Raw genomic sequence first — 23856 nt, forward strand, 5'->3', positions numbered from 1 at the left:
TGCCCATATACTTGCAGACGACTGCCGCCCACCTTACGTCAGCACAGCGGGTTCCGTCAACCCAATGGGCCCGATCCCTCTTCTCCTCCCGTCTTGACAGGATGCCTTCTCCCCCGTAGGCTCACGCGACTCACTATGTCCAACCCGGCCAGCAAAAAAATCCTCATCGTTGAAGATGAGCACGACATTCTCCAACTGGTCAAACTCTATTTGGAGAAAGAAGGCTTTCGAACGGTTGCAGCCAAAACCGGCACGGAAGGTCTTCAGTACGCGAAACAAGAGAAGCCCGACCTAGTCGTCCTCGACTTGATGCTGCCTGAAATCGACGGCCTCGAGGTCTGCAAACGGCTGCGGTCGGCTCCGGAAACCGCCATGCTCCCCATCATCATGTTGACCGCCAAAGCCGAAGAATCGGATACCGTCGTCGGGCTGGAACTAGGGGCCGACGACTACGTGACCAAACCCTTCAGCCCGAAGACACTCGTCGCCCGTATTAAAGCTCTCCTTCGCCGGCTCGACCGTAAACCGGACGAGAGCCCGGCCAGATACCAGTACGGCGATCTGGTGATGGACCTCGCGCGACACGAAGTCACCGTGAACAAGACAGAAGTCCCGCTCACGGCAAAAGAATTCGGCCTACTCGAACATCTTCTGCGCAATCCCGGCAGAGTCCTGACCCGAGACATCCTGCTCAACACCGTCTGGGGCTACGATTACTACGGCACGACGAGGACCGTCGACGTCCATATCCGAAGACTCAAGCAGAAGCTTCCCTCGCTCAACGAGGCGATTGTTTCGGTTAAATCCCTGGGTTATAAGCTCAAAGAGTTGGATGGTTCGGCATGACCCTCTCCATCCGATGGAAGGTCACTATCGGGACCCTGCTGGTCCTCTCCTGTGGACTTCTCATCGCCAGGACATTGGCGGTTCGCTCACTTGAACAACAAGAGATCGTTCAGTCCGTCCAGATACTGGAGACTCGAACCAGCCTCGTCGCCTACGGGCTGCAGCCGTTTTTGACGCAAGCAGGGACGCTGGCTTCGACCCCGCAATTACAGGCAGCCGTTCGGGATCTCGGTGCGAGGGCCTTCGCCCGCGTAACCGTCGTCGCGCTGGATGGCCGGGTGCTGGCCGACAGCGCCGTCTCGGACAGTAACCTCTCGACGGTGGAGAACCATCTCGCGCGTCCGGAAATTCAGCAAGCTGTGGCCACCGGACGGGGAACAGATCTGCGCACAAGTCACACCACCGGTGAACGCACCCTGTACCTGGCCATCGGCATCGGCAGCACAAACCAGACGAAATCCTCCGGCTTCTTACGGCTGGGACTACCGATGACCACCTTCGATCATGAGGTGGCTAAGTTACACCGGAACTTGGCCCTTGCCTTTGGCATTGCCTTCTTGATTGCCGTCGCGCTGAGTGTGGGGCTCGCGCGCAGCATCACAAAACCCCTGTCCGATATTGCCATCGCCGCGCGGCAGCTCGCCAATGGTGACCACACAGTCCGCATCAGGACGGGATCACGGGATGAAGTCGGCCTCCTCGCCGATACGCTCAACCAGATGACGGACCAACTGCGGGCCAAGATCGACGAGCTGTCCGAAGACCGGGCCCAGCTCTTGGCCATGCTGACCTCAATGGTCGAGGGCGTCATGGTCCTGGACTGCCGAGGCCGCGTCCTGCAAGTCAATCCGGCGCTGGAGCGAATGTTCGACGTCAGTCGAATGGATGCACGGGGGCACCATTGCTCCGATGTCTTTCGACATCCGCAACTGGACACACTCGTCTCAACAGTCTTGACGAAACGCATCAACGAGGAAGATGAAATCCTTTTACAGCCCAGCGGCCGCTGTCTCCATATCGAGGCCTCGGTCACGGCCTGCGATCGCGAGAATGAAGCCTGCGCCGTGCTGGTCTTTCACGACATTACCGAGTTACGACGCCTGGAGAATATCCGGAAAGATTTCGTCGCGAACGTGTCCCACGAGCTACGGACTCCGCTTACGTCGATCAAGGGCTATATCGAAGCCTTACTCGACGGGGCCAAAGACGATCCTGGGACCAGCACGAAATTTCTCGAGATTATTCTCAAGCAAAGCGACCGGCTGAACCTGATCCTGGAAGACCTCCTCCAGCTCTCGAAGATCGAATCGGGACAGATTCTCTTCAAACGAGAACCATTACAGATCCAGCGGGTCATTGAACGGACGCTGGCCATGATCAAGCCGTTAGCGGACAAGAAGGGGCACCGGCTCCTCACCTTTGTAGCCCAGGATCTGCCAGCTGTGCTCGGCGATGAGGACCGGCTGATGCAAGTCCTGTCGAACTTGCTCGATAACGCGGTCAAATATACCCCAGGGAACGGGACCATTACGGTGGCGGCTCACCCGGTTGCTGACGATCTCGAACGGCCCACGATTGTCACAGCCGTGGAGCTGAGCGTGACCGATACCGGTCTCGGCATTCCTGAACAGGATCGACCCCGCGTTTTCGAACGATTTTACCGAGTGGATAAAGCACGCTCGCGCGAGATGGGAGGCACAGGCCTTGGCCTGGCAATCGTGAAGCATATCGTCGAGGGATTGGGGGGACGGGTATGGGTCGAAGCCAATGCCCCGACCGGCAGCCGTTTTGTCGTCCGGTTGCCAATCCAACAGATCAATCAGCCGGTCTAGTGAAGCCTGACCATGAGAAGATAGATGAGCGATGCGAGAAGCGCCGCGCCAGGAAGCGTGAACACCCAGGCGTAAAGAATTCTCGTCGTGACGCCCCAGCGCACCGCCGAAAGTCGCTTGATCGCGCCGACCCCCATGACCGACGTCGTAATGGTCTGCGTGGTGCTCACCGGCAGACCGATGTGCGCGGTCACGAGCAACACCGCCGCGGCACCGGTCTCTGCCGCAAACCCATGCACCGGTTCCAGCTTCACGATCCCCATTCCCAACGTACGGACGATCTGCCAGCCGCCCACCGCCGTCCCCAATCCCATCGCCACCGCACAGGCGCCGATCACCCAACCAGGCACCTCGCCGGAAGGAATCTGCCCGGCAGAGAGCAAGGCCAAGGTAATGATGCCCATGGCCTTCTGCGCATCGTTGGCTCCGTGACTGAACGCCATGAAGCAGGCAGAAACGAGCTGCAGCCGTTTGAATAGTCGAGTGGCCACACTTCGCGTCACACGAAAGCAGACCCAGCTGATGAGCACCATCAAGGTAAACCCAATCGCAAAACCAAAGAACGGCGCAAGCACCATGGCTTCCATTACCGGACGAAGCCCAGACCACTTCACCATATCCCATCCGCCATGGGTCACTGCAGCCCCGACCAGTCCGCCGATCAAGGCGTGGGACGAGCTCGTCGGCAATCCCAGCAACAGCGTGAAGAGATTCCACAAGATCGCACCGGCCAACGCCGCCGCCACCATTTCTTGAGTGACCATGGTCGGGTTCACAATCCCAGACCCCACCATCTTGGCGACCGCCGTGGACATGAACGCCCCGGCGACATTGAGGACGCCGGCTGCCATGACCGCCACGAGCGGGCTCACGACTCTCGTCGAGACGACCGTCGCAATGGCATTGGCACTGTCATGCCACCCGTTCGAAAAATCGAACAGGAGCGCCAACAACACGACAAGAAGCAACATTCCGGTCAATTCAGGCATGGCACCGCCGACGCTGAGTGCTATGTGCCGAGTCCTGAGTGCTGAGTCCTGAGTGCTGAGCTGAAAATGCCCTGGTGATATTACTCATCGTTGCAGCTTAGTGGTGTTTAAGCGCGATCCGCTCAAGAATATTCGCGACGTCTTCGCAACGGTCGGTTCCCGCTTCGAAGTTCTCGTAAATCTCTTTCCACTTGATCACGGCAATCGGATCGGTTTCTTTTTCAAAGAGGGCGGATATCGCATCGCGGGACACTCGGTCGGCCTCGTTTTCCAAGCTGTTCACCCGCACGCTGCATTCTTTCAGCTCCGGATGCGCGAGCCCCAGGCGATCCACGCCACTCCCCACGGCCACAGAGGCCTGATACAAAATATCGGCCAACTTGACCGCCATCGGCGTCGGCTTCGTGACCTTGTATAACACGAAGCGATCGGCGATCGCCTCCGTCACATCCAGAATATCGTCGAGCGCGCTCGCAAGGTCATGAATGTCTTCCCGATCGATCGGCGTAATAAAGGTTTTGTTCAATCGAAACGCAATATCGTGCGTAATGCTATCTCCAACATGTTCAACGTCTTTAATCCCCTTGGCTTGTTCGATGGGAGACCGAAAATCCTCCATCATGACCTTTAGAAGGCGGCTTCCCTCGATCATATTATGTGCGGCCTTTTTGAACAGCTCAAAGAACGCTTCTTCTCGAGGGATCAATCCAAATAACATCGCGACGCTCCTCAGTTCAGATACAATCGGCGTTTCTCACGGCACAGGCAACGCCGTCACGCCAGACATCGACAGCCCTTACCAGCGAACCAACCCGGCCGCCCACGTCACACCACCGCCAAAACTGCCCAGCAAGACAAGGTCGTGGGGCACAATCTTCCCAGAGCGGACTGCGTAGTCGAGCGCGATCGGCACTGATGCCGACGAGGTATTACCATACTGCCCGATCACGGAACAAACTCGTTCCGGCGAAACTCCCAGCCGCTTCGTCAGCTGGCTGATAATTCGCCCGTTGGCTTGGTGCAAGACCAGCTGCGCGAGATCGTGAATATCGACACCGCATTCTTTCACGATCTCGAGGATGGCCTGCTCCAATCGTTTGACCGCCAAACGAAAAAGCGGTGCCCCTTGCATCCGCAACGTATGACGCTTCGCCTCAACCGTTTCCAATGTCGTCGGCAGGCGCGACCCACCTGCGGGGATGGAAATCAAACCATGCTGGGCACCGTCCGCATGGAGGCGGAGCCCCATAAGCCCCCGGCTCGGGTGACCCACCTCCGGTTCCCCCCGCAGCACCACCGCACCGGCTCCATCGCCGAATAACAGCACTGTATCGCCGTCAGCAGGATCGAGGAAACGAGACTTTACCTCGGCGGCGACCACCAAGCAGGTCTTGATCTGACCGCTCCGAATCATCGCATCGGCCATCGAGAGTCCATAAAGAAAGCCTGAGCAGGAAGCCGCCACATCGAATGCCGGTATCGCGGGACAACCCAGCATCCGCTGAACATGGCACGCCGTCGAGGGGAAAACCGAGTCGGGAGAGGTCGTCGACAGCACGATCGCCCCTACGTCAGAAACCGGAAGTCCTGCAGCCTCAAGCGCCTGCCTGGCGGCTTCCACGGCAAGATCGGAGGAGGCTTGGGATGCCGCGGCCCAACGACGCTCCTGAATCCCTGTCAGGCGAGAGACCGCGTCAGGCTCAATACCCAACGACGCCCCCACCTCGCGATTCGTCACCACCCGTTCAGGGAGGTACGAGCCCGTCCCAATAATCCTTGTCCGTATCATAGGTATCTGTACTGTGCGGGTCACTGCAAGAATGGCGGGATTATAGGTCTCGGTGCCACAGGGGTCAACTCGCATGCTCGAATCGTTGCATTCAACCCGCACTCCTGCTACATTTTGAAGCAGTCATGATACGCTCATTTCCCAGCTTCACGATTGCACCACGGCTGGCAACGGCTCTTGGCCTTTGCACAGCCATTTTCTGCATCATCACGGCCTGCTCCAGTACACCCAAGCCCCAAGATACGGCTAAGAAAGCCCTGAGCGGGACCGACGAGCAGATCTTCTTAGGCGACACGATCGAGAAAAATTACGACCCCAACGTCATCATGAAGCGAGGCGAAGCGTTCTTCGAGAAAGAGGAATACACGGAAGCCATCGTGGAATATAACCACTTCCTCGATCTCCATCGCACCCATACCCTCGCCTCCTATGCCGCCTTCCGGATCGGAGAAAGCCAGATGAAACGGGCCAAGGGGATCGATCGCGACCCGGACCCAGTCCAGAAAGCCATCGAAGCCTTTGATCGGCTGCGGAAAGACTTTCAAGGCAGCCGGTACGACGGACAAGCACTCCAGAAGATCCAGGAATGCCACGATCTCCTCGCGCAGATGCATCTCTTCGTGGGGCAATTCTATTATCGACGGGGCTCCTATCTGGCCGCCGCACATCGCTTCGAACAAATCATGAAGCTGTATCCCGACAAGTCGGTCGCACCAGACGCCTTGTACTTCCTGGCGCTCAGCTACCATGACTTGGGTGCAGACGATTGGGCCAGTGAACAACTAACTCTCTTGGCAGAAAAGTACCCGGCCAACGTGCATGCAGGCGAGGGAAAGAGCTTGCTCGCGAAAATTGGCAACGGAAAGTCTGCTCCACTTTTGGCGAAACAAACCGAGCCCGCGCCATCTGTGAGTTCACCGACCACCGCTTCATCGGGAAACCAACTCAGCCTTGCGGCAGGACTCCTCCCCTCTGTCCCGACCGGATCCTTCCGCCTTCCTTCTGCCTCGGCATTGGGGTTAGGCCAATCGTTTGTGACCTGCCGCCTCGGCGCTTGGTGCTGATCCGAGCAGCATCGAAGCAATCAACATTTCGCTCTCAGCAGACTTCCACATCTCTTGATTGTCGTTCGTGATCCAACAGCAGAAAATGCGGTCCGCTACGATGCGCTCAACGGAACGAAACGGCTTCGAGGAGCAAGTCCTTGAGGGATAATTTGATCAGACTCTTCGCCTTGGCATAAAACGTACGGTAGGTTTCACGCCCACGGAGTACGTCGTAATAGAGCATGACGATGTGTTGATAACGGGGCAGGTGGTGGTGGCAGAAACGCGGATACGAATAGACAACACTCGCCACACGAGCCGCCACCAGAAACTCCTCGTAAATCTCATGCCTGACGGCATCTTCGTACTCGGCCAGCGAATATCGCGAATCCTTGACCTGGTTCAGAATCGATTCTGCGGCCAGCTGCCCCGACCGTACTGCGTAATAAATGCCTTCGCCGAATAAGGGATCGACCAGATGCCCCGCATCTCCCACCAGTAAGGCGCGGCCTCGCACTAATCCGACTGACTCCCGATCGGCCTCGCCATACTCACTGAAGACCGGGAGTGGATGGCCGGTCGGATGCGGAACCTTCCATGAAGCCAATCCCTGCTCATGCTGCACGAACTGATCGAACACCTTCTTCGGACTCGCGAGCCCTCCGCGAAGATCCCCCACGCCGATGGAGAGCCGTTCCTGCTTCGGAAAAATCCAGGCATACCCTGCGGGCGTCGCACCGATATCGATGAGCGCACGACCGGTGCCGGGATACTGGGGTGCGATTCCGATCGGGACTTCACTCTCCAAGGCCGCCATCCGGCGGCTCCGGCGTCCCGGGAATAACTGCTGCGCCACCATGCTATTCGCCCCATCCGCCCCAATCAGAACCTTCGCCACATACCGGCCACGATCCGTCGTCACTTCAACGCCGTCTGGAAGCTGCAGGCAAGACATCACCAGCTCGTCTTCGTGCACCTCGGTGCCCGCTCGCCTCGCTTTCTCCGCAAGGAAACAGTCGAACCGGTCACGCATAACCATGTAAGCGATCGGGCTGGAGGAATCGAGGAAGAAGGGGTCCGCGCCGCGGTAAGAAAACTGTATGCCGTAGATCGTCTGCTCAACGACCGACTTGTAATCGTCTTCCAGGATGCCGTCTATCCTGGCCGACAACCCGCCACCGCAAACCTTGTATCGTGGATGCGTCGCCTTATCGAGTCCGAGGACAGACAGCCCGGCTCGACTCAACTGATAGGCAGCGGTGGCGCCAGCCGGCCCCATACCGACAACCAAGGCATCGTAGACGTTGACGTTGGACAGCGTTGACATTGGAAGAAGACCGTCTAACCCCTGCGTGCTGAGGCCTCAGTTCTGAGTGCTGAGATTTGGATTGAGATTACCGGGAGTCGACGCTGGAAGAGGAGCTCCGCTGACGCAGTCTGCCCTACGTTGGTAGTCTGGCATTCTGATCACTGACCGAGGTACCAACCAATTCCCTGCCGTTCTAAAAATCCGGTAATCATCGTGAGGGTATTGGCATAAATCATGACGCCCACGATGATGAGCAACACCCCACTCACGGTCGAAACTCCCCACAAATACAGGCGCGCCTGCTTGAAATAGGCGAGAAATCGATCGACTCCCAGGGCCGTAAGAAACAACGGCAATCCCAATCCCATCGAATAACTCGTCAGCAACAAGACCCCGTTCAACAACGAATCAGTGGTGCTGGCATACAATAAGATAGTCCCGAGCACCGGCCCGACGCAGGGCGTCCAGCCTGCGGCAAACGCGATACCGATCAAGAACGACCCCACATACCCAACCGGCCGGCTTCTGAATTGGAAACGATGTTCCATCTTCAGAAAGCTGATATTCAAGATCCCCAATAAGTAGAGACCGAAGATGATGATCAGGATTCCGCCGATCCGTCGAATGTGATCTTGATAGGTAATCAACGCCTGTCCGATGAAGCTGGCAGAGGCGCCAAAAGATACGAAGACAGTGGTAAATCCGGCGATAAACAACAGGGCATTGACGACGATGGATTTCTTAAACTTCGATCGCACCGTCGAATCGGTGAGTTGTTCGATGGAGAGCCCGGTAATGTAGGAAATGTACGAGGGAACCAGTGGAAGCACGCAGGGCGACACAAACGACAGCAAGCCGGCCGAAAAGGCCGCCACAAGAGAAATATTCGTGATCGATTGCGACAATGTCTGACAGGCTCCTAGCAGGCTACGAAAATACGCTATGAGTGCGCCGAAAATTTACTGATCTGCCTATTTGAAACAACAGGCGAAATCCACGCAGGATGCTCAAACAGTCCGCTCAGCAAGGCCGCAGCGAGCGAAGAGGCGAGGCGTACCCTTGTGGTACGTTGAGCCTCTGAGCGATGCGAGAACGATGCTGACGGACTGTTTCAGCATCCTGCTAGGACTTCATCAACATCTGCACCAGCTGATGTGCCTCCGCCGCTGCCCAGTCGCGCGCGCCAAAAATTTGGTGTCTGACAATTCCTTGCCGGTCGACCATAAAGGTCATAGGAAGACTCCTGGCCCCATAGGTCAAGCCTACACGATAATCGGCATCGTGGAGGATGGGGAACGTCAGGTGGTTCTCTTGCTGAAACGGCCTGGTGACCGATGCGCCTTGCGCATCGGTAGACACAGCGAGAATTTCAAAATCATTCCGTGAAAATGTCCGGTAGAGCTCTTCCATCGCCGGCATCTCCACCCGGCAAGGGCCGCACCAGGTTGCCCAAAAATTCAACAACACCACTTTGCCACGCAAGTCAGACAGTGAAACCATCTGGCCGTTCAAATCTCGAAGGCGAAAGTTCGGGGCTGGCTCACCCAGCTTCACGGCGTTGCGTTCAGCAACCGGCAGAATATCCGGCGCTGCCGCCCCACCGATCCCCACCAGCGTAACCATCAGCATGGCCACGATTCCAACAATGACCAACCTCATCATCCCTTCCTCGCTCCACCATCCAATGATTGAGCATCGGCGGCTTTGGGAGTCACATTGAGCAACTTGGTCAACACTTGCAGACTATCGAGTCTTGTCCAGTCCCGCGGCCCGATCACAATCTCTCGAATGACGCCCTGCTGGTCGATGATAAACGTTTCCGGTACGCCCATACGTTTATAGGGCTTATCGGTCTTTCCCCAGGAATCGATCAAGACAGGGAAGGTCAGATTCATGCCCTTGATGAACGGAGGAATGTCTTTAGTCGTCGTCACGCGATCGATGCTGACCGCCAGAACCACCAGGCCGTCCTTCTCGAAGTTTTTATGGAGCACTTCCATCGAAGGCATTTCTTCACGGCAGGGTTTGCACCAGGTCGCCCAAAAATTCAGAAACACCACCTTGCCGCGAAAGTCCGAGAGCTTCTGGGATTTGTCGTTCAGATCGGTCAGGACAAAGTCAGGCGCCGGCTTCCCCACCGTCAACAGCTCATACTGAGCGCTCTGCATCCACACGATTCCGAACACCACCGCGAGAATGGCGGCGCCGACCAAGACGATCAAGAGGCGTGAGCCTCCTGACGCAGGCGAGGCAACAGAAGATGTAGAGATCGATGGTTCAGTCATGGTGACCTGAATGTGAGGCAACCACAGAAATCTTATGCATAGGCATGGAGGCCTGAGAGCAAGAAGTTCACACCCCAAAAACAAAAGACGACCATCAAGAAGCCGAAGATCGCATAGACAGCGGCACGGTGCCCCTCCCACCCGCGCGTCATCCTGGCATGGATGTAGGCTCCGTAGATCAGCCAGACGATCAGAGACCAGGTCTCTTTCGGATCCCAACTCCAATAACCGCCCCATGCATAGTTGGCCCACATCGCCCCAAGGATAATGCCGAAGGCCAGCAAGGGAAAACCGACCGTAATGGCTTTATAACCTAACTCATCGATGGTCTCGAGATCCGGAAAGGCGGCGTAGAAGCGGGAGGTGCTCCCCCGTCGTTCCGCCCGCTCCTTAAAGAGGTACATCACGCCCAGGCCCCCGGCCATCGCAAATGCCGCATAGCTGGTCAGCGTGATCGACACATGGATATAAATCCAATAGCTATTCAACGCCGGCACGAGCGGTTCGGCCGTCTGATATCGATAGGGCAACAGCGACGCCGCACCCATCGCAATGAACCCGATGCCCACCACAAAGGCGCCGATGGCTTTGATCTTGTAGCGCAACTCCAACAGCACATAGCCCAGAATGATCGCCCAGGACACATAGGCCATCGCCTCGAACTGATTGGACCAGGGGGCAAAGGTTCCTGACGTCTGCATCCGCTCGAAGGCTCGCGTGAACAGGGCACCGGTATTCACAATCCACCCGAACACCGTAATCAAGGTGGCGATCTGACCCAACTGCGTAGCCCAGGCTCCGTCGCGTTCATCGAAGTTATCCGTTGAGTGACCGGCAGGAGCCAAGGCCATCGCCGGACGGCGCGCAAAGAGATAGGCAATATAGAGGGTCAGCGCGGCAAGATAGAGCCAAAACGTCATGTCGAACAGAAACAGGGATCGGACCATCGTGTCCTCCGCGATCGATTCAGGCCAACGTACCAATTGTCATCATACTCAATACAGCGGCAGTTTGACTACTCAACCAGAGCCTCATCGCGTCACGGCTTACACTGGAGAGGCCGAGAAGGTGCGGAGCTTCTCCGTCAGCTTTCGAAACTCCCGCTGAAAGTCGATCTGGCTCTTGTGCGTCGTGCCGCCGACATAGACCGTCACCCCCTCCGGAGCCGGAACGATCTTCATCCAGATCCGGCGGTGGAAGATAAAGGACGAGAGGGTAATCCCCACCACGATCATGGTCGAGCCGGTCCAGACGATATTGATTCCGGGATTCTTGGCGATCTGAAGACCGGTAAATTTCTTCGGCTTGTACGCCACCAATTCGAACTGGTATTTCGACTCTTTAATATCGAAGAGGTCCGGGAACTGATAGAACACCCAGGGCGTCGACTGGACCGAGCTCCGCTCATTCACCGCCAATCTAATCGCGGGATTCGCATGTTCCACGGTCTTGGAAAATACCTTCTTCTCCGTCGAATTGAAGGCAAAGTCCGCCACGAAATCGGTGATCGATAGCTTCAGATCGAGATCCGCAACCGCCTGCTCCTTGTGCCACTCCAGATCGACGGTCTTGAGGACCTTGTCCGTCGCTTTATCCTTAATGTTGACCCGCGCCACCTCGACCTGATCCCAGGAATCCCCGTAACTGGATTGATAGAACCAAATGCCTTTGTAGACGAGGGGATCGTTGACCGAGATGGTCTTGGTAACAGCCGACTTGCCCCCGTCAATAACAGTCAGAGTACTGTTGTAAGACTTCACGGACCCGTTCTCGTGATAGTCGATCCAGAATTTATCGACCTTGATGTCGAAGTTGCCCCGCGGGATATGGTAGGTCTGCCCTTCGAGACAGACCCCGAACTCCTGGAAACCGTAATAGGTGCCGATCAGACCACCGACGATAATCACGGTCGCACTCAAATGCGCCATATGCGCGCCGACGCGTCCCAGGACCCCTTTCGTCGCATAGATCGTCACCTCACCCGGGTCATTTTTCGCCAGGACCTTGTAGCCCTTTTCGATAAAATGCTGGGCCAACTGCTGGGACACGACTTCCTTGCTGCTTGCGATCGAGACCTCAGCCTGCTGCTTCATCCCCTTCACAAAGTCCAGCGATACGCTGACCCGGTCTTGTTTCATCGACCGCCAAACACCGGGGAATCGCTTATAGAAACAGGTAAGCGAGTTGACGCAGAGGAGCCCGAGGAGACTGGTAAACCACCAGGTGTGATAGACGTCGATGAACCCCAGCCGGAGAAACCACCGATAGGTATTCTCTCCGTACTCTTGAATATAGGATTCCGGCCGTTCGTTCTGTTGGATCACCGTCCCGATCGTGGCAGTGATGGCGATGAACAGAAACAGGAACATCGCCAGCTTGATCGAGGCGAAGAACTCGACGAGTTCGCGGGAGAACTCCTCCCATCCCAGCCTTGGAGCGGGGGATCGGGGGCTCTGTCGTTCGGGAATCGCGTCCGACTGACCATTCATCGTATTGACAATCCCTTTCTCATCACGAGGCACAGCCTGTCACCGCTCGTTGGATACGCGGCCTTACACAGAAGAACGATCGTGGCCCGGGGAGAGAAGGCCAATCCCAGACGCGCCCTTATGGCGTCGCAGAGAAAAGAGGCGAGAGTTGCAAAGCGCGGTGATCTTACAAGTGCCCGAAAAGGGGTGTCAAGCAAGCCTGTGCGATGCCGCGCTAGACATATCCAGGATATGAAAGAAATAGACAAAGGAGGCGCGCTCATACTAGTATTCCATGGTAATACGTGGGTTATCGCCAACCGACCATTGAGGAGCCAATGAGAACTAACTACCTGTTCACATCAGAGTCTGTGACAGAAGGACATCCCGACAAGATCGCCGACCAGATCTCCGACGGAATCCTGGATGCGATCATCGCAAAAGATAAGTTTGCCCGGGTCGCCTGCGAAACAATGCTCACAACCGGCATTGCCTTCGTGGCGGGTGAAATTTCCACCAAAGCCTATGTCGAGATTCCCGATATCATTCGCGAGGTCATTAAAGACGTCGGCTACTGCGACGCCGCCTGGGGCTTCGACTACCATACCTGTTCCGTCCTCACTGCCATTCACCAACAGTCCGGCGACATTTCCATGGGCGTGGATTCCGGTGGCGCCGGCGACCAGGGACTGATGTTTGGCTTTGCCAGCGACGAGACCTCCGAACTCATGCCTATGCCGATCGTCCTCGCCCATCGGCTCACCAAGCGGCTAGCCGAAGTCCGGAAGAAAAACATCCTCCCTTGGGTCCGTCCCGATGGAAAATCCCAGGTCACCGTGGAGTACAAGAACGGGAAACCGGTCCGGATCGACACCATCGTCGTGTCGACCCAACATAGCCCCGACGTGACCAACAAGCAGATCGAACGCGACATCATGGAGAAAGTCATCCGCCCCATGATGCCGAAAGGGCTCTACGATCCAACGAGCGTGAAACACCACATCAATCCTACCGGCCGCTTCGTGGTCGGCGGTCCGATGGGCGACACAGGGCTGACGGGCCGCAAGATCATCGTCGACACCTACGGCGGTCACGGCAGCCATGGCGGCGGCTGCTTCTCCGGCAAGGATCCCACGAAAGTGGACCGGTCGGCCTCGTATATGGCCCGCTACATCGCGAAAAACATCGTCGCCGCCGGGCTAGCTAGAAAATGCGAAGTACAGCTCGCTTATGCAATCGGCGTCGCCGATCCAGTCTCAGTGCTGGTCGACACGATGGACACGGAAAGGGTGGCGGTCGAGAATCTGGACAAGCTTGTGCGGAAGCACTTCCCCTTGACCCCACTTGGCATCATCAACCATCTCAAGCTCCGCCGGCCGATCTTCCGAAAGACCGCCGCCTATGGGCACTTCGGCCGGAACGAGCCGGAATTCACCTGGGAAAAGACCGACAAGGCCAAAATCTTGCGCAAAGACGCAGGTCTATAGTTTAGACCGGACCGATGACAGGGGGGGCCGGATTGAAAAATCCGGCCCCCCTTTTTCTGAACACCATTGACGATTGACGCTTTTGAGAAGGAGGCATCTGTGGAATACGATGTGAAGGATATGAAGTTAGCAGACCAGGGCAAACTCAAGATTGAATGGGCCGAAGCCACCATGCCGGTGCTGCGGCTGATCAAAAAGCGCTTCCTGAAGGAAAAGCCCTTCAAGGGCCTGCGCATGACCGCCTGTCTCCATGTGACGACCGAAACCGCCAATTTGATGAAGACGCTCCAGGCCGGCGGAGCCGATGTCCGGCTCTGCGCCTCTAATCCGCTGAGCACCCAAGACGAGATCGCAGCGGCGCTCGTGAAACATGACGGCATTCCGACGTTCGCCATTAAAGGCGAAGACAACAAGACCTACTACAAGCACATTCAATCGGCAATCGCCCACAAGCCGCAAATCACGATGGACGACGGAGCCGATGTCGTCTCGCTCATCCATTCCAAGCGGAAGGATTTGCTCAAGTATGTGATCGGCGGCACGGAAGAGACCACCACCGGCGTCATCCGGCTCCGCAGCATGGCCGAGAAGAAAGTACTGAAGTTCCCCGTCATCTCCGTGAACGACGCCGACACGAAGCACCTGTTCGACAACCGCTACGGGACCGGCCAGAGCACGATCGACGGGATCATCCGCGCCACGAACCGCTTGATCTGCGGCACCACCTTCGTCGTCGCCGGCTACGGCTGGTGCGGACGCGGGATCGCGATGCGCGCTAAGGGCATGGGCGCCGACGTCGTCGTCACCGAGATCGATCCGATCAAGGCGATTGAAGCGGTCATGGACGGGTTCCGCGTCATGCCGATGGAACAGGCCGCGTTGATCGGCGATTTCTTCGTCACGGTCACCGGCAACCTCAAAGTCATTCGCAGTGAGCACTTCGCGGCGATGAAGGAAGGGGCCATCGTCTGCAACTCAGGCCACTTCAACGTCGAGCTGGATATTCCGGCCTTGGAGAAATTAAGCAAGAGAAAGCGCCTCATCAGACCGGGCGTCGAGCAATTCACGCTGAAGACGGGCCATCGGGTCAGCCTCCTCGGCGAGGGACGGCTCGTGAACCTGGCAACGGCCGAGGGCCATCCTTCCAGCGTCATGGACATGAGCTTCGCGAACCAGGCGCTCGGGGCCGAGTACTTGGTGAAGAATTACAAGAAGCTGGAAAAGAAGGTCTACCCGGTCCCCCCGGTGATCGACAAGGAAATCGCCAGGCTCAAACTCGCGGGCATGGGGATGAAGATCGATACGTTGACGAAAGATCAAGTGAAGTATCTTGCGTCGTGGGAAATGGGCACCTAGCAGGAATGCTGAAAATGACCCCCAGCGTCGTTCTCAGTCGCCGGACTCCCTGCGGCCTTGCAGGGATGCCATTTTGAGCATCCTGCATTCGGATTGGGTTCGGTAAATGCGCACAGTTAAGAGCATCTACTTCGCACCTACGGAGAGAAAGTAAACGGAAAGGCCACCGGAAACGGTGGCCTTTTTGTTTGTGCTCACGGTATAGCGGTGGCTGACACCTTCCCCCGCTTACAGCCAGTTGCACCACGGAATAGAGTAGCGTTTAATAGCGCGGCAGAGGCGGAGGAAGCAGGGTATCGAGTAGCGGAGAACGTCCGTGAGGAAAGCCGTATATGGGCGTCTATGATGTAGTGCAAATCGTTCTAGTGGTACTCACGCTCACTCTCCCAATTACCATTTGGGGAATAAAACTTTATGCCAAGACATGGATACCTGAACTGGTCAAAGCCGAGGTCAAGCGTCAATACAGCCTAACAGAAGAATCGGCAAGCGATAGACTTTCAGCATGTAAATCTCTAATTCGTCTCATTGGTGACACCCAAAAATCCGCAGGAGAAAGCAGGATGGCCGCGAAGGTTGTGCTTATATGCGCCAAGGGAGATGAAGAGCTGTTTGCTCACTTACTCGACACAATGCTTAAGAAACAGAAACCGCGAACGGTCTTAGCGGGGGCCATGTCTCCTCTTTTTGATCAAGTTATTATGGCCACCAAGAGATTCTTTGGAGACTGCGGATATCAGTTAGAGATTCAATCTAAGCCGCTTCATACATGGTTACCTGACAACATTGAAACGCTTCTTCATGATCTCGTAAGAATGTATTCAGAGAAAGGGATTCAAGAGCGGTTTGAAGAGCTTGTCCGTGCCGTTAGAGAGGGAAGAGTTAATGCTCTTGCTGCGATCAAGGAATTCCAGGCCTTGGGAGATAGCTGGGAAGCCAGGCTAGACGAACTGGAAAACAAGATAAAGGTAGAACTGAAACGACTACTTGGAGTCGAGACCCCGCGCATACCAGTGGTGTGAAGGCTCTCTTCTATGCTGACTCGACCAACTCCTCAAACCGTCGGTTTGACTGAAGAGCATCTGGAAACTCTCAGAACAGTCAAATCAAGACGAGACCATCTGCTGTATCTCATTGCCTCTCGCGGTACCGTGATCCTAAGTATCTGCTTCGTAGTGTGGGCGTTGCTACCGCTAAATACCGAAAATACTCTTGCTCGATTAGCACTAGTGGCCTTCTTTTCGTTAATTGGGTGGGCTTTTGTCATGGGCATTCTTTACGCTGTGAGCGGTCTCTTTCTGCGCAAACCGAAACAATATGAGAAGGTGGAATCCTATGACAGAGCGGTCCTTGATTTTGAGAAGGATTGGCGAAAGCACTACTTGAAATATTTTTGGGATTCGGTTTCGTTTTTCTTATACCATGCGGAACCAGAGAACGATTTTCCTAAGGTGAGACTCGGCTTCTTGGATCATTGGTGTGTCTCTGGAGTTAGCTTCTTCTTTGTTCTAAAAGCCAAACGACACATTTTCTACACAGTTCCTGAGAATGCTACCTTGGACAAGAGAACAGCATGCAAAGCGGTGGACGCTCTAAAATTTTACTCTGCTGACGTGCTGTGCTTACTTTCGCCAAACGGATTCTCCGAAGAAGCAGTAGCCCATTTGGCAAAGAACTATCCCGATCAATTCTTGGTTCAGATAGGCAAGGAAGCTATTGAGACGATAAGTTGGTTAAAGACCATTGGGGCAAATGCCCCAGCGGTACCCCTGGATGTTTATGCGGCGGCTAGCGATCTCTCGCAGGTTCTACGAGATTGGCGGTCAAGGCTATAACTAGCTAAGTCTGTGAATGAAAAACGGGGACATTCTGAATTTTCTGTTGTCGCAGGTGGTGGAGGCTGGCAGGAGCGGAGGTCACCGGAGGCGCGGGGACCGCGGATGGCGACGGACGAGTCCGTTCGTGATTTCGACTCCACGCTTTGCTCCGAGCTATAGGCTATCTGCCATAAGCTCTTCTCAGAACCCCGTTTCGTTCCGAACCATACGCCATCGGCTAGCAGCCATCTGCCGTCCCGTGCGGATACGCTATTGACTGAATGGTCCTATTTGCTTATCGTTGCTCGGGCATCTCTCACGCCTATGCTCCACACGAGTTAATCTCGGAGATTGCACGATGAGCGACCAGGGAAACCACATCGAGCAGGATTACCTGAATTACAAGGTGCTCCTCGATTTATGGTCGAAGGAAAATCCGATCAAGACGACCAAGCTGCAAATGCTGCTGGCGGTGAACGGTCTGTTGGCCTCTGCGGTCAACATCAGCGGCGGCGTGAGCGGGTCGAAGTGGTATGTCTACTTGGCTGCGGCGGTCTTCTGTCTGATCTGGATGTTCTCGATCGGGAGAACGGTCTTGTTCCAAGACATCTGGCAGCATAAGCTGCAAGAGCTCCAATCGCGATACCCCAACGACTCCCGATTTTCGATCCTCCAGACCACACCCTATCGGGAACGTGTCTCGCCTCTTTCAAGAACCTTTGGCGCAGTTCCGTCGAAGTGGTATCTGCTGTTCTCACCCTTTGTGTTCGCCATCGTATGGCTCGCGGTCCTGGTCTTTTCATTGCGTTAAGCAATCGTTCCAACGCTCCGTTTTGGTCCGAGCTATCCCCCATAGGGTTGTTGAATCCCACGCCAGGCCTCACCCAGTCGAACTCATAGAGTTTCTTGATACTCTCGTGATGAGGATTCGTCCTGTGGTGTGAACGTCTACGAGGAGGGGTCGGTCGCCCTGCTATCCGATTGAGATATCTCGCCAACCTGCCGGGCGACTGCATCCAGGAGCTGTTGCAGCTCAAACGGCTTGTTTAGTGTCTCGTGGGCACCCAACATCTTGGCTACAGCACAGTAATTCAAGTATTTGCTTCCGCCGGATATCACGATGATCCGGATTTTCGGGAAGTTCCGATGCAGCTCCCCGATCATCTCCAGACCATCCATGTCTGACATCAGGATATCGGTGATCACCACATCAATGGGCTGTGCACAGACCTGGCGCAGGCCCTCAGTCCCTGATAATGCCTCCCAGACCTGGTAGCCAGCCCCTTTGAGCGTCTTGCGAAGGAGTTGCAGGATCGGCACCTCATCATCGACGACAAGGACAGAGGCCATTGGGCAGCCACTTGGACCAGCAGAGTCAGCCGATGGTGACAGCTGGCGAAGGGCCTGGTCCAAATCCGCCGGCATGAACGGCTTCTGAAGTACCACGCTGGCGCCCAACTCACGGGCTGCACGATACTGCTCGCCTGTTTCATCCCCTGTTAACCCGATGACAACCGCTTCAGGATCGGCGGCCCGCAGCTTCCGGAGCAGATCAATCCCAGCAGCTTCTGCAAAGTCGAGGCTCAGTATGGTGATGCCGGGATGCGTTGACTCGAACAGCATCCACCCCGTCTGTACCTCGGTTGCGAGGGTGATCGTATGCCCCAACAGGCGTAATGCGGCATCCAGCTGCTCAAGCAGTATCCCTTCTTCTGCAATCAGAAGAATCGTCGCCATCAGCCTCTGGCGACTCTCTGATTGATTTCGCCACACATGGCTCTTGCTGCCACTACCATAGATCCAATCCCCGCTTCCGGGCACTATGGACCAAAAGCGAAGAACGGGGTATCGGCGGAAGGCGATGGGAGCGTAGGCTTTTCGGCGGTACTCAGCTACCGCCGAATGGAGCTAGTCGGAGTGTTGCTTGAGGAACATGGCGGCGGCTTGCGTGCGGCTGGTGACTTGCAGTTTATCAAAGATGTTGGAGAGATAACTTTTGATGGTCTTGTCGCTCAGACCGAGAGCGACGGCAATTTCCTTGTTGGTCTTACCGTCGGCCACCAAGGGCAAGATCCGTCGCTCTTGAGGAGACAACATTACATTTTGGCCATTGGCGTCCATCGTCGAAAGGGATCGCATACGAGCGAGGACAGACTCAGTCACGGCGGGATCGAGAATGGACTGCCCGCCGGCTATGGCGTGAATGGCCTGAACCAATGCCGCCCCTCCGATCGTTTTCAAGAGATACCCTTTCGCACCGGCAAACGTGGTCGACAACACCGCATGCTCATCCGCAAACGACGTGAGAAAGACGACATCTGTGCCGGGACATGTCCCCAGAATCTCCCGGCAGGCTTCAATGCCACTGCCGTCAGGCAAGCGGAGGTCCAGCAGGACAATGTCGGGGCGAAGTCGGATCGCCTCGGTGACGGCGGAGGCGACGGAATTGGCCTCACCCACAACCTGAACCGTCCCGGCTCTCCGGAACAACGTGTCCAGGCCCATACGGACCACCTCATGGTCGTCCACAAGGAGCAACCGAATCGGCTTAACTGCTTGCGCTAGCATGCTGATCCTCCAGCGGGAGTTCGACGAGAATCTGAGCCCCCGATCCAGGCTTTGAGATGATCTGAAAATTCGCGCCAAGCTTGTGCGCTCGCGCAGCCATATTCTGCAATCCGTGCCCCTGTCCGGAAGCCTCCTCAAGATTGAAGCCGATACCGTCGTCGCTGACCTCAAGACGGATGCGCCCTTCTTCCATCTGCAGGGAGACGTGACCGCTTCGGCTCTTTGAGTGGCGAAGGCTGTTGCTCATCGCCTCTTGCACAATGTGAAGAATATGAAACGCGCCCAACGGAGTCAACCGCCGAGCGGCTTCCACCGCGAGATGGAGTGAAAAACGGATCCCCTGCATACTCTCCATGGTCACCGCCAGCTCGGCCAACTTCGCACAGAACTGTTGCCCGCTCACCTCTTCATGCTTGTCCCACACGATATACATCCGAACATCTGAAATAACCCTGTTTAAGCAACCGACGGCATGCTCCAGCTTCTTGTCGGCCGCCCGACGGTCTTCTTGAACGAGATAGCGACATTCCTCAAGACTCATGCCAATCGCATAGATGGTTTGAATGATGTTGTCGTGGAGGTCCTGGGAAAGCTGCTCCCGCTCTTCGAGCACTTTGCGAAGCTGTTCTTCGCTCTTTCGCAATGCCTCTACCGCCTGTTTGCGATCAGTGATGTCTTGAGTCGTACCGATCGAGCGAGTTGGGCGGCCATCCGGCGCATAAAACGTCTCGCATTGCTCGTGAACGAACTTGACCCGCCCGTCGGACATGAGCAGCCGGTGCTCGATATTATAACAAGTCCTGTTGGCGACCGATTCAGTATAGGACTCGTTGACAAATTGGCGGTCATCAGGGTGCACCAGCTCAAGGAAAGCCGCATAGGAAGCTCCAAAATGCGCGGAGTCGATCTCGAAGATACAATAATTTTCATCGGACCAAGTGAGTATATTCTCGACCAAGTCCAGATCCCAGCTTCCAATATGCGCGATGCGCTGCGCTGCATTTAGTCGAGCGTCGTTCTGCTGAAGTGCTTCCTCCGCCTGCTTGCGATCGGTAATGTCCTCCGAGATGCCCAATAGATATTGTGGCGTACCATCGGTGCCGCAGATTGGGATCTTCTTCGTGTGGAGAAACCGCAATCCATTTCCTCTGGTCTGAATGGGCTCTTCCGGAATATCCAGCAGACAGCCACTGCGCAGGACTTCCCGATCCTTGGTTATGAAAAAGTCGGCTTCCTCTTTCGGGAAGATGTCGTAGTCGTTTCTGCCCAAGAGCTCATCCCGGCGATATCCCAACAGCTCTTCCCCCGCCTTATTGAAACGCAAAAAACGAAGATCCTTCGCATCCTTCACGAAAATCATGCTGGGGAGATTTTCAAGCACGGAGTCGATGAAGATCTTCGAGCGGCGCAAGTTCTCCTCGATCAATTTCTGGTCCGTGATATCGGTCAGGATGCAATGCGTCCTCAGAAAGTTCCCCCTTGGGTCGCGCTGGACGCGGCCGTTCAGAATGACGGAGATTTCCTTCCCGTCCTTTCTCCTGAGTCTGAGATGCTTAATCTCGCCGCCGCTTTTCATCAAACTGCCGAATTCGTCCTGGAAAAACTGCCGCAGATCAGGGGACCAGAAGTCGTCGAACGGCTTGCCCAGCAGCTCATCAGGGGAGTATCCGAGCAATGTGCACAGTCCCTTGTTGGCATCGAGGTACCGCCCCTCGATGTCCAGCGATTGATAGGCGATCGGCACTTCTTCGAACAGGCCCCGGAAACGTGCTTCGCTTTCCCGCAATGCCTCCTCCGCCTGCTTGCGCTCGGTGATGTCTCTGATGAAACAGTAATGCCCGGACATACCTGACAGATGCCCGTCAGGCTTGATAATCACAATCTGCTTATAGAAAATCGTTCCGTCTTTCCGCACTCCCCGCAATTCAGTTTCCCCTTTGCCGCAGGTCAGCATCTGCTGAAACGCGACGCCGACAGAGACACGATCGTCCGGATGGACCGTCGTCTCCCAGCTTTTCCCCACCAATTCCTCCGGACGGTATCCCGCCATAGCGGCGTACTGCTCGTTGACGGAAACGTAGTGCCCCTGGTCATCCAGCTTCGAAATCCCTTCGACGGCCAGCTCCACAGCGGCATGTGCTTCCTTCAGCGCCTGCTCCGTCCGCTTGCGCTCGGTGATATCCAGCATGATACCCCGCAGAATTGCCGGGCCCTGCTCGTCGGTCTCTACCGTCACAACGTCCTGGAGCCACACGGTTCGTCCATCGGCTGCAATCATCCGGTAATCGAACGAGTATTTGCGTGTGTCCCGTAAAGATACGAGGCAATACTCGATGACCCAGTCTCGATCATCCGGGTGTATGTGCGTTTGCCAAAAGTCCGGCTCATCGAGCCAGTGCTGCACGGGATAGCCGAGCACCAATTCGGCCTGGTGGTTGACGAACGAAAACCGCCAGGTCCGCGCGTTGCACTCCCACACGATCCCCGGAATCGCTTCGATCAAGTCGCGCTGCCATGCTCGGGCGTGGCAAAGGGCGTCGTTCGCCACCAGGAGTTCTTGCGTTCGCTGAGCCACCCGCTGTTCCAACTCATCGTTCGCCTGCCGCAGCGCCTGTTCCATCTGCTTGCGCTCGGTAATGTCGCGGCCCGCCACGAGGCGGAGATCCCGCCCCTTATACCGGCAGGGTTTGACGACGACTTCTCCATAGAATATCGAGCCGTCTTTACGCCGTCCCACGGATTCGTAGGGACCTTGCCCTCCCTGCCTCATATTGGCGATAACCATCTCGCGGGATTCGTCGGCCACCAGGTCCAGCACATGCTTCCCAATGAGTTCTCCCGGGCCATACCCGAACATCCGTTCCAAACCTGAACTGGCTTCGATCATGATCCCTTGATCGTGGATGGCGATGCCGTCGAACGTGGCCTCAGTGAGGAGCCGGTAACGCTCCTCGCTCTCGCGCAACGCCTCTTCGATCCGTTTGCGTTCGGTGATGTCGCGAGCGGCCGCGTAAAACATCGGCGGCTCCTGTTCCGGAGCCGGAGTAATCCAGCTCAGCCATCGATAGGACCCATCAAGGCACCGATATCGATTGTCGAAGTTGATGGCCGGCTCCCCGCGCGACAGCTTCTCCATGACGTCTTGTGTGCGAGAACGGTCATCGGGATGAATGAATTCGATAAAGGGTTTCGAGCACAGTTCTTCTCGGCTGAACCCCAGCGCTCGTTCCCATGCCGGATTGAGTCGTTTGAAATAGCCGTCGGTTTCCGCGATGCAGAGAAGGTCCATGGAGAGGTCGAAAAACTTGTCCCGTTCTTGATTTGCCTCACGAGACTCTCGTGTGGCATGGGCTGCACGTTCGCCTGCCCAGCCTGCCATCAAACCAAGCGCGAGACCCGCGAGCAGGGCCGGCCACCGTCCAATCACAACCTCCCACCCGATCTTCCCCACTAGCGTGAAGTTCATGATATTCAGCGTACTCCCGAGCAGTCCGGCAACAAGGCCAGCACGAGACCCCAACAGCCATCCTGCCACGGCCACCGGGATTACGGTGAATACAGCCACACCATCACCCGCCAGCTGATGCAGGGACGCAAATGCCAGCTCATAGGCCGTCGCCGTTCCGAGAACAATCGTGATGGGCACCCACCGAGGCTGACGCTTCAGTATCTGTGTCATGGGTATGAGATCATGCCTCGCTATAGACCGGTGACCACTTGAGAGAAAGAAGACACGCATCCTGAAGGAAGGGCAAGGACTGATGGGCGATTCGGACGGAACTTTCGCATAGAGGATGAGACCCTTCTCCTACCCAGGTCCGAAACATTGTGGATCGCAAGCCACTGAATGACTGGTGGAGGTACGTTAATATAGGTATTTTGTCAAGGTGCCCCGTTCTCCATATATGACAGACAGCCTGCTGGGCCTTTCTGGCTCAGAGAGGCCAAATGTGCCGATATCATCGGCATTCTTTGCCTGGCAACCGATGTTCAGATTCCACGCAGCAGACAAATTGAGGGACTTTTGAGAGATTCGTCCTCTGTGGTGCGCGGCACGGAAGTTG

At 56.0% G+C, this 23856-nt stretch carries 20 protein-coding genes; 8 read left to right on the top strand and 12 right to left on the bottom strand.

The features are described 5' to 3' along the window. Positions 1 to 135: 135 nt before the first annotated feature. Both Q7U76_02920 and Q7U76_02925 read left to right on the top strand, forming a co-directional pair. The gene (locus Q7U76_02920) at positions 136 to 846 is read left to right on the top strand and encodes a response regulator transcription factor (protein MDO8355326.1); all 711 of its coding nucleotides are present in this window, start codon (positions 136 to 138) and stop codon (positions 844 to 846) included. Beyond that, positions 843 to 2678 (top strand): ATP-binding protein, encoded by a 1836-nt coding sequence (locus Q7U76_02925; protein ID MDO8355327.1) that lies wholly within the window; start codon positions 843 to 845, stop codon positions 2676 to 2678. The genes Q7U76_02920 and Q7U76_02925 overlap by 4 nt, the downstream gene beginning before the upstream one ends. Here Q7U76_02925 and Q7U76_02930 read toward each other — a convergent pair. From Q7U76_02930 to Q7U76_02940, 3 genes are all read right to left on the bottom strand, one after another. After that, positions 2675 to 3667, bottom strand: a complete 993-nt coding sequence (locus tag Q7U76_02930) for an inorganic phosphate transporter (GenBank protein MDO8355328.1) — start codon at positions 3665 to 3667, stop codon at positions 2675 to 2677. The two genes, Q7U76_02925 and Q7U76_02930, sit on opposite strands and share 4 nt — an antisense overlap. A 97-nt stretch (positions 3668 to 3764) precedes the next feature. Beyond that, positions 3765 to 4385, bottom strand: a complete 621-nt coding sequence (locus Q7U76_02935; protein MDO8355329.1) for a DUF47 family protein — start codon at positions 4383 to 4385, stop codon at positions 3765 to 3767. A gap of 78 nt (positions 4386 to 4463) precedes the next feature. Further along, positions 4464 to 5531 carry a beta-ketoacyl-ACP synthase III gene (locus tag Q7U76_02940; protein ID MDO8355330.1) on the bottom strand — a complete coding sequence of 356 codons (1068 nt, stop codon included), beginning with the start codon at positions 5529 to 5531 and terminating at the stop codon, positions 4464 to 4466. A gap of 50 nt (positions 5532 to 5581) precedes the next feature. Between Q7U76_02940 and bamD the strand changes: the two genes are divergently transcribed. After that, positions 5582 to 6520, top strand: coding sequence for an outer membrane protein assembly factor BamD (gene bamD / locus Q7U76_02945; protein ID MDO8355331.1), 939 nt, complete (start codon positions 5582 to 5584; stop codon positions 6518 to 6520). Positions 6521 to 6626: 106 nt separating this feature from the next. Here the strand turns inward: bamD and Q7U76_02950 are convergent, their stop codons facing one another. The 6 genes from Q7U76_02950 to Q7U76_02975 all read right to left on the bottom strand — a co-directional run bounded on the left by Q7U76_02950 (position 6627) and on the right by Q7U76_02975 (position 12585). After that, a complete protein-coding gene (locus tag Q7U76_02950) occupies positions 6627 to 7829 on the bottom strand; it encodes a geranylgeranyl reductase family protein (GenBank protein MDO8355332.1) in 1203 nt (400 codons plus the stop codon). Positions 7830 to 7969: 140 nt separating this feature from the next. After that, the gene (locus Q7U76_02955; GenBank protein MDO8355333.1) at positions 7970 to 8716 is read right to left on the bottom strand and encodes a cytochrome c biogenesis CcdA family protein; all 747 of its coding nucleotides are present in this window, start codon (positions 8714 to 8716) and stop codon (positions 7970 to 7972) included. 217 nt (positions 8717 to 8933) lie between these two features. Continuing rightward, positions 8934 to 9470: a TlpA disulfide reductase family protein gene (locus Q7U76_02960; protein MDO8355334.1), complete on the bottom strand. Its 537-nt coding sequence runs from the start codon at positions 9468 to 9470 to the stop codon at positions 8934 to 8936. Next, the gene (locus Q7U76_02965; GenBank protein MDO8355335.1) at positions 9470 to 10033 is read right to left on the bottom strand and encodes a TlpA disulfide reductase family protein; all 564 of its coding nucleotides are present in this window, start codon (positions 10031 to 10033) and stop codon (positions 9470 to 9472) included. The genes Q7U76_02960 and Q7U76_02965 overlap by 1 nt, the downstream gene beginning before the upstream one ends. A 95-nt stretch (positions 10034 to 10128) precedes the next feature. Then, positions 10129 to 11043, bottom strand: a complete 915-nt coding sequence (gene ccsB / locus Q7U76_02970) for a c-type cytochrome biogenesis protein CcsB (GenBank protein MDO8355336.1) — start codon at positions 11041 to 11043, stop codon at positions 10129 to 10131. 99 nt (positions 11044 to 11142) lie between these two features. After that, the gene (locus Q7U76_02975) at positions 11143 to 12585 is read right to left on the bottom strand and encodes a cytochrome c biogenesis protein ResB (GenBank protein MDO8355337.1); all 1443 of its coding nucleotides are present in this window, start codon (positions 12583 to 12585) and stop codon (positions 11143 to 11145) included. Between the two features lie 317 nt (positions 12586 to 12902). Here Q7U76_02975 and metK point away from each other — a divergent pair, with 317 nt between their 5' ends. The 5 genes from metK (at position 12903) to Q7U76_03000 (ending at position 18035) form a co-directional block, all read left to right on the top strand. After that, positions 12903 to 14051 carry a methionine adenosyltransferase gene (gene metK, locus Q7U76_02980; GenBank protein ID MDO8355338.1) on the top strand — a complete coding sequence of 383 codons (1149 nt, stop codon included), beginning with the start codon at positions 12903 to 12905 and terminating at the stop codon, positions 14049 to 14051. Positions 14052 to 14150: 99 nt separating this feature from the next. Beyond that, positions 14151 to 15407, top strand: coding sequence for an adenosylhomocysteinase (gene ahcY / locus Q7U76_02985; protein MDO8355339.1), 1257 nt, complete (start codon positions 14151 to 14153; stop codon positions 15405 to 15407). A 332-nt stretch (positions 15408 to 15739) separates the two neighbouring features. Continuing rightward, positions 15740 to 16429, top strand: coding sequence for a hypothetical protein (locus Q7U76_02990; GenBank protein MDO8355340.1), 690 nt, complete (start codon positions 15740 to 15742; stop codon positions 16427 to 16429). A 12-nt stretch (positions 16430 to 16441) separates the two neighbouring features. Then, on the top strand, positions 16442 to 17242 hold the full coding sequence (locus tag Q7U76_02995; protein MDO8355341.1) for a hypothetical protein: 801 nt from the start codon (positions 16442 to 16444) through the stop codon (positions 17240 to 17242). Positions 17243 to 17582: 340 nt separating this feature from the next. Next, positions 17583 to 18035 (top strand): hypothetical protein, encoded by a 453-nt coding sequence (locus tag Q7U76_03000; GenBank protein ID MDO8355342.1) that lies wholly within the window; start codon positions 17583 to 17585, stop codon positions 18033 to 18035. A gap of 137 nt (positions 18036 to 18172) precedes the next feature. Here the strand turns inward: Q7U76_03000 and Q7U76_03005 are convergent, their stop codons facing one another. The 3 genes from Q7U76_03005 to Q7U76_03015 form a co-directional block, all read right to left on the bottom strand. Further along, a complete protein-coding gene (locus Q7U76_03005) occupies positions 18173 to 18961 on the bottom strand; it encodes a response regulator (protein MDO8355343.1) in 789 nt (262 codons plus the stop codon). Between the two features lie 171 nt (positions 18962 to 19132). Then, positions 19133 to 19792, bottom strand: coding sequence for a response regulator transcription factor (locus Q7U76_03010; protein MDO8355344.1), 660 nt, complete (start codon positions 19790 to 19792; stop codon positions 19133 to 19135). Continuing rightward, the gene (locus Q7U76_03015; GenBank protein MDO8355345.1) at positions 19773 to 23471 is read right to left on the bottom strand and encodes a PAS domain S-box protein; all 3699 of its coding nucleotides are present in this window, start codon (positions 23469 to 23471) and stop codon (positions 19773 to 19775) included. The genes Q7U76_03010 and Q7U76_03015 overlap by 20 nt, the downstream gene beginning before the upstream one ends. Positions 23472 to 23856 lie beyond the last annotated feature (385 nt).

It is taken from the genome of Nitrospirota bacterium, assembly GCA_030645475.1.
Taxonomy (GTDB): domain Bacteria; phylum Nitrospirota; class Nitrospiria; order Nitrospirales; family Nitrospiraceae; genus Palsa-1315.

Excerpts from the sequence above, each read along its gene's own strand:
- Q7U76_03010 (MDO8355344.1), bottom strand. The coding sequence starts at position 19,792 with ATGCTAGCGCAAGCAGTTAAGCCGATTCGGTTGCTCCTTGTGGACGAC.
- Q7U76_03000 (MDO8355342.1), top strand. The coding sequence starts at position 17,583 with ATGAGCGACCAGGGAAACCACATCGAGCAGGATTACCTGAATTACAAG.
- Q7U76_03005 (MDO8355343.1), bottom strand. The coding sequence starts at position 18,961 with ATGGCGACGATTCTTCTGATTGCAGAAGAAGGGATACTGCTTGAGCAG.
- Q7U76_02925 (MDO8355327.1), top strand. The coding sequence starts at position 843 with ATGACCCTCTCCATCCGATGGAAGGTCACTATCGGGACCCTGCTGGTC.
- Q7U76_02950 (MDO8355332.1), bottom strand. The coding sequence starts at position 7,829 with ATGTCAACGCTGTCCAACGTCAACGTCTACGATGCCTTGGTTGTCGGT.
- Q7U76_03015 (MDO8355345.1), bottom strand. The coding sequence starts at position 23,471 with ATGACACAGATACTGAAGCGTCAGCCTCGGTGGGTGCCCATCACGATT.
- ccsB (MDO8355336.1), bottom strand. The coding sequence starts at position 11,043 with ATGGTCCGATCCCTGTTTCTGTTCGACATGACGTTTTGGCTCTATCTT.
- metK (MDO8355338.1), top strand. The coding sequence starts at position 12,903 with ATGAGAACTAACTACCTGTTCACATCAGAGTCTGTGACAGAAGGACAT.
- Q7U76_02990 (MDO8355340.1), top strand. The coding sequence starts at position 15,740 with ATGGGCGTCTATGATGTAGTGCAAATCGTTCTAGTGGTACTCACGCTC.
- bamD (MDO8355331.1), top strand. The coding sequence starts at position 5,582 with ATGATACGCTCATTTCCCAGCTTCACGATTGCACCACGGCTGGCAACG.
- Q7U76_02995 (MDO8355341.1), top strand. The coding sequence starts at position 16,442 with ATGCTGACTCGACCAACTCCTCAAACCGTCGGTTTGACTGAAGAGCAT.
- Q7U76_02920 (MDO8355326.1), top strand. The coding sequence starts at position 136 with ATGTCCAACCCGGCCAGCAAAAAAATCCTCATCGTTGAAGATGAGCAC.
- Q7U76_02960 (MDO8355334.1), bottom strand. The coding sequence starts at position 9,470 with ATGAGGTTGGTCATTGTTGGAATCGTGGCCATGCTGATGGTTACGCTG.
- Q7U76_02935 (MDO8355329.1), bottom strand. The coding sequence starts at position 4,385 with ATGTTATTTGGATTGATCCCTCGAGAAGAAGCGTTCTTTGAGCTGTTC.
- Q7U76_02940 (MDO8355330.1), bottom strand. The coding sequence starts at position 5,531 with ATGCGAGTTGACCCCTGTGGCACCGAGACCTATAATCCCGCCATTCTT.
- Q7U76_02975 (MDO8355337.1), bottom strand. The coding sequence starts at position 12,585 with ATGAATGGTCAGTCGGACGCGATTCCCGAACGACAGAGCCCCCGATCC.
- Q7U76_02930 (MDO8355328.1), bottom strand. The coding sequence starts at position 3,667 with ATGCCTGAATTGACCGGAATGTTGCTTCTTGTCGTGTTGTTGGCGCTC.